12 protein-coding genes are annotated in these 16131 nt (G+C 55.4%); 1 reads left to right on the top strand and 11 read right to left on the bottom strand.

The features are described 5' to 3' along the window. Positions 1–529 precede the first annotated feature (529 nt). The 7 genes from U5A52_RS32890 to U5A52_RS32860 form a co-directional block, all read right to left on the bottom strand. Positions 530–925, bottom strand: a complete 396-nt coding sequence (locus U5A52_RS32890) for a hypothetical protein (protein WP_321938078.1) — start codon at positions 923–925, stop codon at positions 530–532. A 1161-nt stretch (positions 926–2086) separates the two neighbouring features. After that, positions 2087–4201, bottom strand: coding sequence for a glycoside hydrolase family 3 C-terminal domain-containing protein (locus U5A52_RS32885; RefSeq protein WP_321938076.1), 2115 nt, complete (start codon positions 4199–4201; stop codon positions 2087–2089). Between the two features lie 1332 nt (positions 4202–5533). Then, the gene (locus U5A52_RS32880; protein WP_321938074.1) at positions 5534–6100 is read right to left on the bottom strand and encodes a DsrE family protein; all 567 of its coding nucleotides are present in this window, start codon (positions 6098–6100) and stop codon (positions 5534–5536) included. Between the two features lie 252 nt (positions 6101–6352). Continuing rightward, on the bottom strand, positions 6353–6733 hold the full coding sequence (locus tag U5A52_RS32875; protein WP_321938072.1) for a BON domain-containing protein: 381 nt from the start codon (positions 6731–6733) through the stop codon (positions 6353–6355). Between the two features lie 316 nt (positions 6734–7049). Beyond that, the gene (locus U5A52_RS32870) at positions 7050–8177 is read right to left on the bottom strand and encodes a porin (protein ID WP_321938070.1); all 1128 of its coding nucleotides are present in this window, start codon (positions 8175–8177) and stop codon (positions 7050–7052) included. A gap of 127 nt (positions 8178–8304) precedes the next feature. Continuing rightward, on the bottom strand, positions 8305–9861 hold the full coding sequence (locus U5A52_RS32865) for a tetratricopeptide repeat protein (protein WP_321938068.1): 1557 nt from the start codon (positions 9859–9861) through the stop codon (positions 8305–8307). A gap of 53 nt (positions 9862–9914) precedes the next feature. Continuing rightward, the gene (locus U5A52_RS32860; protein WP_321938067.1) at positions 9915–10970 is read right to left on the bottom strand and encodes a carbon-nitrogen hydrolase family protein; all 1056 of its coding nucleotides are present in this window, start codon (positions 10968–10970) and stop codon (positions 9915–9917) included. 149 nt (positions 10971–11119) lie between these two features. Between U5A52_RS32860 and U5A52_RS32855 the strand changes: the two genes are divergently transcribed. Beyond that, positions 11120–12088 carry a helix-turn-helix domain-containing protein gene (locus tag U5A52_RS32855; RefSeq protein ID WP_321938065.1) on the top strand — a complete coding sequence of 323 codons (969 nt, stop codon included), beginning with the start codon at positions 11120–11122 and terminating at the stop codon, positions 12086–12088. Between the two features lie 140 nt (positions 12089–12228). Here U5A52_RS32855 and U5A52_RS32850 read toward each other — a convergent pair whose 3' ends face one another. From U5A52_RS32850 to U5A52_RS32835, 4 genes are all read right to left on the bottom strand, one after another. Beyond that, positions 12229–13083: a MurR/RpiR family transcriptional regulator gene (locus U5A52_RS32850; RefSeq protein ID WP_321938063.1), complete on the bottom strand. Its 855-nt coding sequence runs from the start codon at positions 13081–13083 to the stop codon at positions 12229–12231. A 275-nt stretch (positions 13084–13358) separates the two neighbouring features. After that, on the bottom strand, positions 13359–13790 hold the full coding sequence (locus U5A52_RS32845) for a Gfo/Idh/MocA family oxidoreductase (protein ID WP_321938061.1): 432 nt from the start codon (positions 13788–13790) through the stop codon (positions 13359–13361). Between the two features lie 101 nt (positions 13791–13891). Beyond that, positions 13892–15076: a porin gene (locus U5A52_RS32840; RefSeq protein WP_321938058.1), complete on the bottom strand. Its 1185-nt coding sequence runs from the start codon at positions 15074–15076 to the stop codon at positions 13892–13894. 121 nt (positions 15077–15197) lie between these two features. Then, a complete protein-coding gene (locus U5A52_RS32835) occupies positions 15198–16118 on the bottom strand; it encodes a sugar ABC transporter substrate-binding protein (protein ID WP_321915968.1) in 921 nt (306 codons plus the stop codon). Between the last annotated feature and the right edge of the window lie 13 nt (positions 16119–16131).

The raw sequence follows: 16131 nt of genomic DNA, 5'->3' as shown, positions 1-16131 counted from the left end.
CAGATAGCGATGCTACTACGCGGAGGCGAAGGTACAACACTGCCTGCCCCAGAGAGGCTCCACGTTAGAGCGATCCGGTGAGCTTTCGAAAGAATGGCGGTGCTTGTACGATAAGCGGTGAGGATGTGCTACAGCCTGCCGAAAGGGGTGTCATAGACGTTCGTGCATTTTCCCGATCAGACGCACCTGGGCCTGGCGCAGGTCTGCCTTGCCGCCTTGTATAAATTCCCTTTCCAATCAGACACCTGCTGACTACCCTTTGCGGACTAGCAACTGGATGACGGCAAACGCGCGATGGTTCAATCCGCAAGCCGTGATGGAAAGCCGAATTTGCAGACGCTGACTGCACTATCGGTTCGGTGGTCAGGACCGCGGCTCAGTCTAGGCGACTGGCGCTCGAAGCGGGCACATCACTCTTGGGACTTGGAAGGAGTTGGTGGGCGGGCCGAGCCACGGGGGTTTTGAACTTCCCACGGGGTACCGGCAGACACAGCGGCGCTCTGTCAGCGCTCGTTGAAGCTTGGCCGCATCAGGTAGGCCGAAGTCGCGGCGAGCGCGCCCAGCACGGCCACATACACCCCGCCTGCACGATACTCGCAGACTTCGCCACGAGGGTTGCGGCGACAATCGGCGCAAGTCCCCCGCCTAGTGCCGACGCGAACTGGACACCCATCGACATACCAGAATAGCGCAGCTCTGCGGGAAACTGTGCAGCGTACAGATTCGATTGCCGTGCGAAGACGATCGCGTAATTCAGCGCTAACGCAAGAATGGTGGCCGCGACGTAGACGGAGTACGAGCCACTACCTATGGCCTTGAACAACGGCACTGCCATTACTGCCAGCAGCGTGCCGCCGAAGTAGTACAGCCGACGAGCTCCAACCCTGTCCGCAATCAATCCGAACATCGGAATGGACAAGGCCATCGCTGCCGCTCCCCACAACAGTGCGCTCAACGCCTCCGACCGCGTGAACTTCAGTTGGTTGACAGCGTAGGTACCGGCGAAACTGATCCGATGGATTTTTCGCCTGAGGCAGTGGACGCGCCGGTGTGAGAGATCAAGCATCCGCCAGGTGCGACCGAACCAGCCATCTTCGTGCTTCGATCACACCATTCATGTGGCCGCGCTGAACCGTCCCGTCAAGCAACCCATAGTCGGGCCGGGGTCGCGGGTTCACGCATTGGTTCGATGAGATGTCTTACAGTGAGCCCTTGCTGCAGCGGGAGTCGCCGCGCGCCTCGACGCCGAGTCTCCCGTAGGCCGCAATCCGGATGCTTGACCCACTTGCCTCGCCACAGCAGCTCACACCGCACGTTGCCAAACCGCAGTATGAGCTGGTTGAGCACGGGGCGATCAGCGAGACCGCCGTGTCGATTGACGCGTCAAGGTCCAAGAACACGGGTTCCGCCTGAATAGCCGCGACGCGGAATTTTGGATGCGTTACGCTCATTCCTATCCTCATAGCAAGTAGTGAGTAGTGAGTTCCCATAGCAGGGAGAAGGTCTCGCTCCGGCTTGACTGTACACCGCACTATTTCTGACTACGCTTGTCTTCCCTGTAGGAACCGCCGCGGTTGCAGCGCTAATGTCTGACGAGCTTATGTTTTGCACAAACTCCACCGCTCAAATCGACCCACTTCTCCACCTAACGCATTGGTCGGAGACTGTCTGCAGTACGTTTGTGCAATTGGAATGTGAGCCCCTGCCGACCAGCGGACGATCGATGGCAGCATCGCTAACACACATCTGCCGACGGTCAGCCTGACAGTAGTGACGTCAACTGCCCAACGCGCCCATCGGACCCCGGCCAAGATCTCTGCACCGGGCAGATACAGCGGGTCACCAAACCATTCACGGGAAATTGAACGGCGTGATGCGCGCCCTCCAGTTTCGCTGAGGTCATTTCACTCGTGCCAACAGTTCACTCGCCGGCGCCACTCTCACCCACACGTGTCGTCGCCGATCAGATCCCCGCTGTACGCCGGTTTGGGCACCACATAGGCCTCAGAATGCAATTTCCACCGCGATCGTGGGGTGTCATACCTCGAGGAGCGGATGACACCCGACGTTCAGCAAGGGTATGTGACTAGAGCCGTCCAGAATCCAGCACAATGTCTTGCATCAATGCCGACGAGTCACGAGACGAGCCCCCCACCCTGAGCACGTACTCGCCTGGATTGATTTGCCACGCATGTTTGCCGGTATTCCACGTTGCAAGTCGCTCGGCAGGAATAGACACGCTGATTTGGCGGGCTTGCCCCGGTGCGAGGGCGACCTTTGCCCATCCAACCAGGCGCTGCGGCGGCTCCCCGATGCCAGTGGGCAACATCGCATAGACCTGCGCTACTTCCGCTCCCGCAAGCGTGCCAGTGTTCTTCACCGTGAAATGCACGCTGACATTGCTCGAGCCATCTGATCGGACTGTAATGGCAGAGTATGCGAAAGTAGTATATGAGAGCCCGAAGCCGAACGGGAACAACGGCTTGATTCCTTTGGCGTCGTACCAGCGATACCCCATCAATAGACCTTCGTCATAGTTGACGTTCAGGTCCGTGTGGCTAACCGAACGCTGTGGAAGGTCGGCATCGCGCTGCGGGAACGTCATCGGCAATTTTCCAGACGGGTTGACGTCGCCGAACAGCACGTCAGCAATAGCTTGACCTCCCTGCACGCCCGGATACCAAGCCTCGAGCACACCTTGAACGTTGTCGAGCCACGGCATTAGCACCGGGCTGCCATTCTCCAATACAACGATCACACGTTTAGCTTTCGCCGCGACGGCCGAGATTAGCGCGTTTTGATCGTATTCCGCACTGATAGGAGTCGACCTCGTATCCGGTAACGAAAGGCTCCCAAGATCGCGAGCCTCGGCCTCCCATTGCGTAGCGAAGACGATCGCAACATCAGCGTTTGCGGCTGCGGTGGCGGCGGCGCTCGCATCCGTTCCGCTATAGTACGTGATCGCTGCATTAGGCGCCTTCGCCTTGATCGCGGCGAGCGGCGACGACTTGTACCAGGTTGCGCACCCACCCATGGCAGTGTTCACGTAGTACTGGCAATTTGCAACCGCGTTACCATTTTCCGCAGGAACCGTGGCCGAGCCACCACCGGAAAGTACACCCGCGTCCGCGTGTCCACCAATAACTACAACCGACGAAATCTTATTCGAAACGAGGGGAAGGACTGCCTGCTGACCGCTCGACGGTGCGACGTTCTTCAGAAGAACGAACGATTGTTGTGCGATTGACAACGCGTCGTTGTTGCCGGCGGATCGATCGATGACGCCCCCCCGTTTGGGTGGATCATCCATAATTCCGGTGCTGATCAGCACGTGCAGTTTTCGCTGAACCATGTCATTCAGGCGCGACATCGGCACGGTGCCCGCAGCAACCGCCTCCTTTAGCTTCGAACCGAAATGCGGAATAAAAGCGGGAATCTCCTTCTCTGCTTCGCCGCCCACCTCGCCGGGCTCCTCCTCATCGAGCCCGGCATTGGCAGCATTAACCGTGCTATGCGTCGCACCCCAATCGGACTGAACGACACCCACGAAGCCCCACTCCTTTTTCAAGACCGTGGTGAGCAGGTACGGATTTTCGCACGCGTATGTACCATTCACGAGATTGTACGAGCACATCACGTTGCCCGGCGTACCCTCCTTCACTGCGATCTCGAAGGCAAGCAGCTCCGTCTCGCGCATCGTGCGCTCATCGACAACTGAGTTGCTTTTTATGCGATTCGTTTCTTGGTCGTTCAACGCATAGTGCTTGATCGTGCCGATGACTTTGTGCGACTGGATACCCTTCGTTAGCGAGGCGACCATTCTCCCGGATAGCAAAGGATCCTCGCCCATATATTCGAATGTTCTGCCATTGCGTGGTTCGCGCGTAAGATTAATGCCACCAGAGAGAGATTCTGCGAAGCCAAGCGTCCGGAGTTCGATCGCGATACGGCCGCCATAAAGGGCAGCGACCTTTGGATCCCAACTCGCAGCGAGCGCCACCGGTGCCGGAAGTGCGGTCGCGTTTGTCTGTTTAACCGTCACTCCAGCGGGGCCATCAGCACTCTCAATCGGTGGAATGCCCAATCTCGGGATTCCGGGAATATAGCTCTCCCCATTAACGCCTAACGGAAAGGGACCGCCGATGCGTTGGGCCGGTACGCCGTTGCCGTGAACAAGCTGAACCTTTTCATCAAGCGTCATCTGGGAAACGAGTGCAGATACTCGCGCGTCGACATCGGCGTTGGTTGAAGTTGGCTCGGAATGAGATCCCGATGCGCACGATGCAAGGAATACTACAAAAGGGCAAATCCCCGCTATCGCTGTATGCCGCAGCACTATATTCAAGTCAATTCTCCGCTCTCAAAACAACCTATTTTCTCTGGAAGTCGGTCGAAGACGGTTACGTACGTCACGCGATCCTTTCGCAACGCTCGCAGACATCCCGAGGGACGGCCCAACAAGAAACCTGCACAGTATCGATGCTGAGCACCCATATCCCCCCCGCAAGGTGCCTGCATATGCTCGACTGCCCGAAGTCAACGATTTCAGCATTCGCATTGCGCCCCTACTGCCCTATTGCGACCGCGTAAAGCGAGTCTCGCTTCGGTAGGACATACTTCGAGCCAATCCCAACCCCGGTTACGAATCCTTTAGGATGCGTGCGAACAGGAACCGTTCGTGCGGACCTATTCCATCTGCGCGATTCCATACTTGTATGGCGTACACGACTCACCGACGATTCCAGCTAGGGCCAAGTTGGCCGCGATCTTAACGACTTTACGGTAATTCCATAAATGCTCCGTAGTTCAAAACGACGCAGCGATAGCACCAAATCTTCAATTCCTTTCGTCAGATGTAATATGGATACGGAATTACATAATTAACCTCGTGTAGTAACAGATACATCAACACTGTGAAGTCTCAGCCGAATATCAGATAGCCAGGAAGCCGCGCCCTACCGAAGGCCACAAGCTTCGCGCTATTGGAACCACAGCGGCGATCAGCACGACGTCCTTGTTTGTGACTCGGGATGCTCGATGCATTCCGCTTATTTCGCACCTCAGTTGCAAGGAGTGAGATCGCATCGTAAACAGCCGAATTTCTTGCGGCTTGACTGTGTGTCGCGCCGCTCTTGACTGAATTCGTCATGGCCTGAAGTGTTACTCCTACTTACTTACTGCGGAAAATTTGTGCGACACGCATGATCTCCAATTTTCATGGTGCACTCTGCGCCTGAAATGGAAGAGCCACTATGGGCCTCGTTCGTCACTGGTCGAAGATCAGAAGCACCATGAAACGCCGGCCCCCTCATCCCCAAGCAAGGTCTTGAGTGACATGTCACTGACCGCACTACTACGTCGAGTCAAAAGCAATCAGCGACGCCCCTGGACACGACGCAACCTCCCATGGTTGTCGTTCCGGCTTTCGGCATCCCCCGTATCGACGCAACGCGGTCAATGCGAACCGCGCCTACGCCGCATGCGACTGCCGTGTTGTCGAATGAATGCCCAATGAACACTCCCAATTGGACGTTCAAAGCGGCATCAGCACGTAGCCTTGGGATTCGAGCGTCGTCACCGTCGTCAAGCCGGACAGCGCGAGCGTCACATCTGGCGTGATCGCGTCGTAGCCGAAGTGCTGCTCGGCCACCGCCTGCGCACACACGGCGACCGTCACCCCAGCCTTCTTCAGTTCGGCGATCAGCGGTAGGTTGGGGTTCGGCACGCCGTATGCCGTACGGTAGTGCGCATCGTCAAGCGCAAGCGGCGTCGCGGGGCCGTAAACGATCGCGACGAACTTCAAGCGCGAAAGCGGGACGCCGGCTGCAACGTACAAGTTCACGGTGCGCGCGACGCGATCCAACGCGGGATTCACCTCGGCCGGCTTCATCCCTCCCTTCGTCAACGCGAAGACGATCTGGTACGTATGGTCCGCCTGTGGCCTGAACCCCGCATTGGGCAGGAAGTGGATCCGGCCATAGCCCTGAATCACCGGCGTGGTCCAGAAGCCCTCCCGTTCGCTCTGCTGCGCGCGGGCAGCAAGCGAGACGCCGGCGGCGCAGATCAGCGCGGCGACCGCGACTGGCTTGACGATCTTCATTGCATCTCCATAGTGTTAAGTGTGAACAACTGCGGATCGACGAGCATAGTCCTGCGACGTAAATCGCGTGTACAAGCAATTTTATCGAGCACAGCCATCACGCTGCGCGTGCGTGAACGGCGGTCGTCGCACTGCCCACGACGCACCGTGTTTACCTTATGGAATACCAACTACATAAAGGAGAATATGTTTCCAGATGTAGTAGGAACGACGCAACGAATTAGCCGTTCCGATCTAGTCACGCTGCACTGTTCAATGAACATTCTCCCGCATCACAAGTTTGCTGGTTACAGACGCCACTCCCGGCACCTTTTCTGCAACCATTTTTGCCAAGTCATCTTGGTGTCGTTCACGAATGAAACCAGCAAGGGTCACTTCCCCGGTTGCAGCATTGCCGAAGACGGAGATGTCTGAACCGCTCAATCCTTTTTCTCTATTGAGCGCCTGAAGCACTTTTCTTGAAAACTGCCGGTTTGCTGCTTTTTCAGCTTTCCGTGAGGCACGCGATGTTGGCGCAACAAGCGTCGAACTATGCGCGCCTGCGGCTGGAGCGGTCGATTGTGACTGTGCGTATACGCCAGACGAAATCAAAGAAAAGATAACGTAACTCACAATTCGAAGACTATGTTTCATCTAACCATGCTCCTAATAAATTGCAAATGGCTAACTATCGTTCCAATATTGAAGTCGGCGCACACCGAACCACCGTCATCCAAAATGGTTCGAAATTGGTTGCATCAAACCAACGACCACCCATCAGCATTCTGTCGCTATACTTTACATTCAAAGCAGCAGCATTAACTCAAACCTATGAAAGCCGCTGTCTCGCTCCCAGAGTGTTATCGACAATTTTCCGGACAGATTCACGCCTTATGCGTACTGGTAGACGACTTGTCAGCTTGTCATCGTCGTTCTCCTTGTCTAGAAGTGTCCAAACAAAGATAAAAAATTAGAACTGGTGCTGGACTCCCAGCACAACCGCAAGCTGTCTGCGGGTACTTGAAGGTGAGAGATTTAAGATCTGAGCATTGGCGTTTCGACCTTTTTGCCCGACCGCAATGGCATAAATAAACGTTCTCTTCGAGAGTAGATATTGGCCGCCAATATTAATTTGGTCCCAGCCAGGATTGCGAATGTTCGATGGAACTCCGGAATAAGTACCATTCGTATGAATGTATGCTAACTGCGTGCTCAAATAAGGGGCAATTTGCCACTGGAGATAGGCTAAGTAGTTATCGAGGGTAAGCCCCGATCCGTCGAGATATTTATATTGCACTTTTGAATACAAACCATCAATAGTTACATGGCCAATGCGATACGATGTACCGGCCAGCCAAATCCTCTGCCGCGCGACGCTCGCATGATTAACGACGCTCTGTGCAAACATGAGAGTGCCATAGTCATCAGCCGTCCCACCTCCTGCTGTTCCGACCGCGCCCGCCGGTTGGGAATCGGGATGATCGAGCTGTTCAACTCCCAACGAAGCCGAAAACGGCCCATAGGCATATGTCGCGCCAGTGGACATTTGCCGGTTATTTTTGAATTGGCCTGCTTCATTGCTGAATCCATATGTAGCTCCCAATTGCAATCCGGCCCAATTCGGACTCAAATACTTGACTGCGTTACTGACTTTAAACGATCCGTTCGTATTATCAGAATCTCCAACATGTGCCCATGTGTTGCTAACTGCATATATATAGAGCAAATCGAGAGTTGTATCATACTGACGACCTAACGTCAGGGTACCATAGCGGGTATTGCTCAATCCGACATAGGCAACGTTAAACGCGCGCCCTGTGTTACGGCCATTCTGTACGCTGAATGGATTAATCAAACGAAAAACTGCCCTCGTCCCTCCGCCCAAATCTTCTGTGCCCGACAGAATCCACCGAGTAGGAGTAAGAAGACCGTTGATTGTTGACCAACTCGCGTGACCGCCATTATTGTTAGAATACATTATGCCAGTATCAATAACTCCCGATAGCGTCACGCTGCTCTGCGCCTCTGCAATACCCGACCATGCCACAATGGCCGCAACTAAAGTGACGTTAGCCGCAAAGATTTTTGACGCTGACATACCAGTTCTCCAAGTCGTTTTATATAAATAATCGACCGCCGCATTTAAATCTATGTGTACGTGGTCGATAATTCGGATATCTAATTATTAAAATGTAATTCTTTTTTTACGGTCTCCGATCTTCAGGTTATCTTAAGCTCGCCAGCATATCGGAATACTTTTCTGCCTTCGTAGTATTACCGGCTAACTCAGCACTCCGAGCCGCCCCAAGAACCGCACGACGAAGATTCGGCTCATGCTCCAGAACCGTCTCAAACTCCGCTAGTGCATCGGCCGGTTTTCCAGAATTCATCAGCAAGGTAGCTAGCATTTCCCGAGCGGAAACGATCTCTCCTGCAGTTACCGCGCTTTTGTCGGTTGCGCCTTGGCGATCCGCCGCATCTTCTAGTACCATTATTCCTTCGTTATGCTTTCCATCTGCGAAGATAGCAAGGCCACGTACGACTTCGGCTTGAATATCGATCTGCTCTGCCCAGTAAGGCAAATTCATTGCGGTGGCTGAGTCACGAAGCGAAATCATTCGTGCCACTTCTACGCGAGCCTTAGTTGGATCACCACTCATCGCTGCACCAATACCACGTGCAAAGGCGTTCTCTGCCTCCGCTTCTGGATATTTCTTCCAAGGATACGCATCGGCAGCCGGATCAAGCGGGAGGTTCGCTGCGTCCTTCCACGAATCAGTCGCGATTGCGATACGGGCAGGGACGGCAGCATAAGGGTAAGCCGCACCTAGATCGTCGACAATTGGTCTTGCACGCATTTGTGCAAGTACTTCACGCGCAGCATCAACCTTTCCCAATTGAAGATATGCGTACGCCATAAAGTCGGAAAAGTGGAATGCCTGTAAAGTCCCACTTCTTGCGGCCGCATATGCGGCACGATTCGACGCAATCGACTCATCCCAGAGGCCCAACCGCGTAAAGATATGCGACGGCATATGCAAAGCATGCGGCGCATCAGGCGCGATCTTTGCGTAGAGCCTCGCGGCGGTCAATCCACGCTCCGCGAGTGACGGATAGTCGTAGCTATGGATCAGATAATGAAGCACTCCCGGATGATATGGCTGCTTAGCTCGAACGGACTCGAGAATCGAAGCTGCCTTTAGCTCCCGAACGTATTGCTTATCCGCAGGATCGGAATTTGCGGACAGTATCATCGCGTAAAGAACGGATGCCTCGGAGTCCTCTGGATATTTGCTTGCCAGTTTTTCAAAGGCCGACTCAAGGGCCAGTGCGCGCACATGCCGGTCGACTTTGTCTCCATTATTGAAGAATACTGAGAGAGCATCGACATAATCGCGCTCACGCTGGGATTTAAGCCCCGTCTTTCGGGCCTCGTTTAGCGCAGAAGGTCCATCTTTCATGGCACTGGCTGGCAGACTCGCAGGCCAACCGAATGGGTTGTTTAGTGCCGCCATTGCGCGCACCCAGTACGCCATTCCGCATTTAGGGTCATCCTGAAGAATGCGATTAACAGCCGAATTTATTTTGCTCCAATCATAGGAATAGTAGTAAGCCATTGCTACATTGAAGTCATTTTGCGCAGCACTATTACACTCCACTCTAAAGTGGACATCCCCGATGCCACCATCATTTGCGACAGAATTTTGTGCAAATACCGATTGCGCCGCGCCCAATGCCATGACGGCGAGCATAGCTTGCAAACACTTCCGCTTCAGCAGCATGCGATTCTCCATATCAATCTCGCGGTTACTTATAGTTCTTGTCTTCGCTATTGTTAAACTTGAACTTTAATGTCCTCGGACGAATCGTTTGCCTTGCTCTGGTCGATCGATTCCGGTGATGAGGACAAAGTCGCGTCAAACTGTGATTCCTGTGTAAAGATGACACGGCTACCTGGAGTCCGATTCAGCACTAGGCGCGTCACGTCAGGACGTGAGTAATGTCCGGCAGGGTCTGCTGCTGCTTTAGCCAACGAAATTAACCCAAGGTCAATCTCCGCGTAGACGATTCCCTCCTCGCGCTCAGGCAATGGATCATGCAGCAGGGTTCCGTCTGGGCCGAAAATGGAAGTAAACCCACCACCCTGTTGAAGCAATTGACGTTTGGTCGGATCATCGCCGCACAGCGTGTCAATCATTTCGCTACTGACGACCGAACACGGGGCAATGACGAAACACTGCCCTTCGACCGCATAGATTCGAGAGGCAGAGACGTTCACCTCCGGGCCCAAAGCATTAGCCGCACCGCGATAGAGCGAGAAGCTCGGCCACCCCGCAATATGCACTTGCTCGTCTTGGGCATACATCGCGTATTTGGACAGTGGCTGGAGGTGCTCCCAGCAACACAGTGCGCCAACACGACCCAATGGCGTGGCCCAAACCGTCAAGTCCGTACCATCACCCTCGCCATATACGGTACGCTCAACGTGTGTTGGCTTGAGTTTTCGTCGACGTGCAATCGTTCGACCGTCAGCGCCAATGATCCACTGCCCAAGATACAGACTCCCACCTTGCTTCTCGCTGTGCCCCATCACCACCATGATGGAATGCTTTTTCGCAGCTTGCGCGATACGCTCCGCCTCGGGAGAATCGTAGATCAGCGAATTGTCGTGGTAACGCTGAATGAACTGCATGCCCCACGCCGGAGAATCCAACCAGATAAACCACGGGTAGCCAGGCAACCAGGCCTCTCCGAACGCCACGAGATCTGCCCCTTTGGAGGCAGCTTCGGCAATCAACGCGACGGCCTTGTCGATGGACGCGTTTAGGTCAAGAAATACTGGCGCCGCTTGGATAGCTGCGGCGCGAAATTTTGGATGCGCTAAACTCATGATGTGTCTCGCAAGTCAGGAGCCTTCATGGTAGGAAGGCAATATTCTTGCGGCTTGACTGGGCGTCGCACCTCTCTTGACTGAAACCGTCAACGCCGGCAGCGTTCGCCCGACTTGCTTTATCTGAGCAATTTGCGCTAAATGAGAACATGTTCCGTGTACATTCCACCGCCCAAGTCGATCCCCGCCTCCGCTTAGCGTATTGGTCTGATGTCGTCTGCGATGCCTTCGTACAACTCGAATGCGAAGTTGTGGAAGGGAAGCCCATCGAAGGAAGCGTCGCCAGCACACAAGTGGCCACTCTTTGTCTGACAAAAGTGTCGGCAAGTGCACAGCGCGTGCATCGCACGCCCGCAAAGATTTCTCAGTCGAGCGAAGACTATTTTCTCGTGAGCATTCAAACCCACGGACGAGGCGGTTTAGTGCAGGATGGCCGGGAAGCTGTTCTCACTCCGGGAGATTTCGCGCTTTACGACAGCACCCGCCCGTATACCCTGTTTTTTGAGGCCGACTTCCAGCAATACGTACTCATGTTGCCCGGACGGCTGCTGCGAACAGAATTTCCCAGCGCAAGCAATCTGACCGCCAGCACTATTGATGGTCAACGTGGCGCGGGACATTTAATGCTTAACTTGATCCATACTCTGGCGAGTGACATCGACACACTAGCCCCTGAGTCCGCGAGCGCAATTGCAGACAGCGTTAGGCAAATTCTGATCGCCGGTCTGTCTACACTTCCTGCAGCCAAACAGGCACCGATGTCGCAACTCCGACTATTCCATCTGGAGCGCGTAAAATCCCTTGTACGCAATAGACTTCGAGACCCGACCCTCACAATCTCGTCAATTGCTGCAGAATTGAAAATGTCGGCCAGCACCCTGCATCGTACCTGGGGCCGTGAGTCGTGCTCGCTGGGCGATTGGATTTGGACGCAGCGTCTGGATGCAGCCTACCGAGATATCTGCGATCCGAGCCTGGCCGGGCGCAGTATCAGTGAGATTGCATTCTCATGGGGCTTCAATGATCCAGCGCACTTTAGTAGAGCTTTCCGCGCTCGATTTGGATGCACACCTCGGGAGCTTCGACCACATCCGGTAGCAGGGCGACGCGAAGCATAGTTGCGAAGCTTCCTGCTCAATTGGCAACGAGGATTCTTTTCGAATGTCTCTCCTGTCTCCGCCAGTCATGGTACTGCGCGATTGATCTGAAGCACCTCGATGCCTGTCGCGGCCTGCTTTAATTAGGCAACCACGTCACCTCAAAAAGCGAGCACGTCAGGACGATGTTCGACATAGCTCGAGATGAGTACGGCACAAAAGCACTGCACGAGAGAGGTGGCCGCAGTTATGAAGTCGAAGCCAGAATTTACGGAATCTCTCACGATTAGCGATACGGTAGCCGCACGCCCCACTGGGCTCAACCGACTGTCCGTAATAGCAATAATCGCTGCGTCCTGCTCTAGACTGTATCGCACGATTTCTGCGATTTCCTGCGCGCATGGGCTTACTGATATCACTACGACTAGATCGCCAGCCCGGACAGCTCGCGCTTGATCAACAGTGAGGCTCTCGAAAGCCCCCAGATGCCCAACGCGCTTGCCGGCTTGCCGAAGTGCGTGTTCCAAATGTACCGCGACCGGGAAGGCGCGATTTGCGCCGGCAATCCAGACAATTTCGGCGCGCTCAAGCATATTGACCGCCCGCGCGAATTCGGGCCGATTCAGCGTTCGCCGTAGATTCTGCAAACCCATAATACTGCGAACAAGATGTGCGTCCGCGAACTGCCAATGCTCCCCGCTCAGAGCGTCTGGCTCATTGTCACTAGACCCGGATTGAGATCCTACTGAAACATCCTGAACGTGCGTGCCTCGGAACAGCGCCCGCATATCTGAATAGCCGGAAAAGCCAAAATAGTGTGCAAAGCGCACGACCGCGGAGGGATGGACACCGCAGTGCTGGGCAAACATCCGTATGCCCATATGGCCGAGTTCTTCGCGATTTTGGTCGACGGACTGGGCGATCAATTTTAGACGACCACTTATCCCGTCGTATTCTTGCGCTATGCGTCTCAGGAACTGTTCTCTCGTTCTCGGCGGAGTTGCGATGACTTTCATAGGGGATGCGCCATAGACACCATCACGTAAGCGTGCGTTTCCACAACACGCCACACTGTCCAACCGCGGCGTCCGGAAACACCTTCGGCAGCAGAGCCGGCGCACTTCCGTGAAACGCGCCCCGGCTCGCGGTGCACTCTCCACGGCCCGGTATGCCGTACTCGTCGTCGCGGCGGCATAGCATTTTCGCAACAATCCCCCCGCACGCTGACATATGAGAGCGGGATGCAGATGAAGCGGCTCCGGACCGCGGTTGACCGCAAATCGGGTCGCGCCTAGACCTGTCCGTCTTTCGCTGACGATGTTTTTGTATAGCTGCGCCCCCCCCGGAAAGGCGTCAAGCGCGCATCCCACGTAGCGTCCGCTTGCATTGATTCGCCTCCTCTACAATATCGCCGCCTTGGGGTGATTCCCAGCGGCTTTTTGGTGTAGACGCGCTTTCCAGCGCGCAGTGCAGCCGAGGTCAACGGATCATGCGCCTGCGGTACGATCAGGTTCAGCACAATGTCGATATCGGCGTCGGCGAGCAGCTCGTTGGCGTTCGCATGAGAGCGCGTAATCCTGTTGCGGCGTGCCTTCTCAATGGACCGTGTAGGGTCACTTCCTGTACAACGGAGTACGTTCACGATTGGATGCTTTTCCACATTATCGAAATAAACCTCGCTGATATCGCCGATAGCCACAACTCCTACGTTGACGCTGCTCATGGGGTCTATCGTGACTGCCGACGGGTCAATCCGGCGCTACGAACCAGCTCTTCGCCGCGGAACTTATTCGTTCCGCGGCAGCGCTTCACGCAACGTAAAAATCAGAACTGCGTCGCAATACCGGCAAAGACTCCGAACTGTCCGTGCCCGTAGTTGGGATTGGTACTCGACGGATTTCCGTTGACGGGATCGTTGTTCACGTTCGCGCCATACAGACCACCGTTCAATCCGAGGTTCGAAGTCGAACTGTTGTGCAAATAACCGACTTCGCTATACAGACGCGTGCGCTTTGAAAGCAGGTACTGCCCTGAGAGCGTGTACATCGTCGCGTTGCCGTTGCCCTTGTTGGCATTGGCGTGATAGATCGCGCCCGTCACGTAGGTCGCCGGCGTAACGGCCCATTGTGCGCCCACCCACCCACTATCGACGGCAGTGGGCAGCCCAACGCCCGCAGGCAGCGCCGTTGGCGTGCTCGTGCCGAAGTATCCCGCATCGGACGCATCCGGCGCGCTGAGGTGCTGATAGCCCGCGTACACGGTAACAGGACCCCATATGTACGAGCCGGCAGCAAAGATGGAGCGTGATGCAAGATAGACATTGCTGAACTTACCGTTGCCATCTCGAATTTCGTCGTAAATGGCCTGCAAGTCGAGTTGGTGTGCGTTGTATTCCAGCTTCACGCCGTCGGAACGACCCTGCGAACTGCCGAGCCCCGTGGAGGTACCCAGTTGTCCCGGCGCGGTCCCGGGATTCCCCGCATTCCACGTGGTCGAATTGGTCAGGTTGTACTGCGCCTGAACTGTGAAGCCGCCAAAGCTTGGCGTCTTGTACTCGATGCCGTTGGCAGTTTGCGGAAACATGCGCCCGCGCACCAGCGTGCCGAACGAGTATTTTTGCGTCTGCTGCGGATCGAGCACGCCCGCATACTGGAGCAGCGCGCTCGCACCGAAGTTACCGAGCCGGAACGAGCCGTACGCATCATTGCTCATACCGACCGTTGCTTGTCCTTCAAAGAGCGACCCGTTGGCAACCGAGCCGTTCTGCGTATTGAGCCGAGACTCCAGCGTGAAGTTCACCGACGTACCCGCGCCGATGTCCTCCTTGCCCTTCAGGCCGAACCGCGATTCGCCCCAGTTTCCCGATTCAGCGGATACGCGGTTGCCGTGCGCAAAACCTGTTTCATATTGCAGCCCGTTGTCGACAATACCGTACAGGGTGACGCTGCTTTGCGCATTCGCCGCCGCGGCCAAACCCATCGTCAACGAGACAGTCACAAGACGTTTCATTCTCTCCTCCATTTATCGATCGTGGTGACGGTTTACTTTCTTTTATATTCGTACTGCGAATTATATTCGCCTGCACAACGTTGCCGCGACGCAAAACGAAGCGGCAACGAATGAACGTCGCCTACTTCAGGTACGAGGCGACGTTGTCCTGGGTGACGGACTCGAACGGCACGATCACTTCCGGCGGCGGCGTCTTGCCACCCTTGATCGTTTCGATCACCTGATACGCGGCGACCGCCTGTCCCTTTGCATTCTGGAAAATCGTCTGCGACATGTCTCCTGCGTGGATGGCGTGGAGCGCGTCGGCCGTGCCATCGACACCCGAGATCATGACGCCTTTCAATCGTCCGGCGGTCTTCAACGCTTCGAGTGCGCCAAGCGCCATCTGGTCATTCGCAGCGATGACCGCGTCGAATTTCTGGTAACGCTCAACCCAGTCCTCGGTTACTTTCATGCCTTGGGCGCGGTCGTAATCCGCGGGCAGGTTCGAGAGGATTTTCACATCCGGGCGCTTTGCCAGCGTTTGCGTGAACCCGGCGAGACGCTCCTTCGAGTGGTAGAGTCCGGGCGTGCCTTGCAGGTACAGGATCTGTGCATTCTTCGGCAGTTTGGCGTCCATGAATTCACCCTGCAGGCGCCCAGCATCGAAATTCTTCGAGCCGACGAAGGTATATTTGCCGCCGGCTGACTGAATGCCAAGCGCAATGACGGGAATGCCCGCCTTGTTCGCCCGTTCGACGCCCGGAACGATGCCTTGATAGTCGACCGGGACGATGACGATCGCGCTGACCTTCTGCGCAATGAAATTGTCGATCTGGTCGAGTTGCCGACTGACGTCACCGTTCGCATCGGTATAGATGACGCTCAGGTCCGGGTCAGCCTTGACCGCGTTACCGAACGCGGTCTTTCGGGTCATCGTGAATACGTCGGTGTCGGCGAGATTGGTGTAGCCAACCACAAACTTCTTTCCCGCCGCGGCGGCGCCGCCCGCCATGACCATCAATCCCACTGCGACTGCGGCGATTCGTTTCCATGCCTTCATGTGCTCCTCCTGG

Source organism: Paraburkholderia sp. J8-2 (assembly GCF_905220195.1).
Taxonomy (GTDB): Bacteria; Pseudomonadota; Gammaproteobacteria; order Burkholderiales; family Burkholderiaceae; genus Paraburkholderia.
Note: the sequence above shows the minus strand (reverse complement) of the source record. Positions and strands in the feature narration are given on the sequence as shown.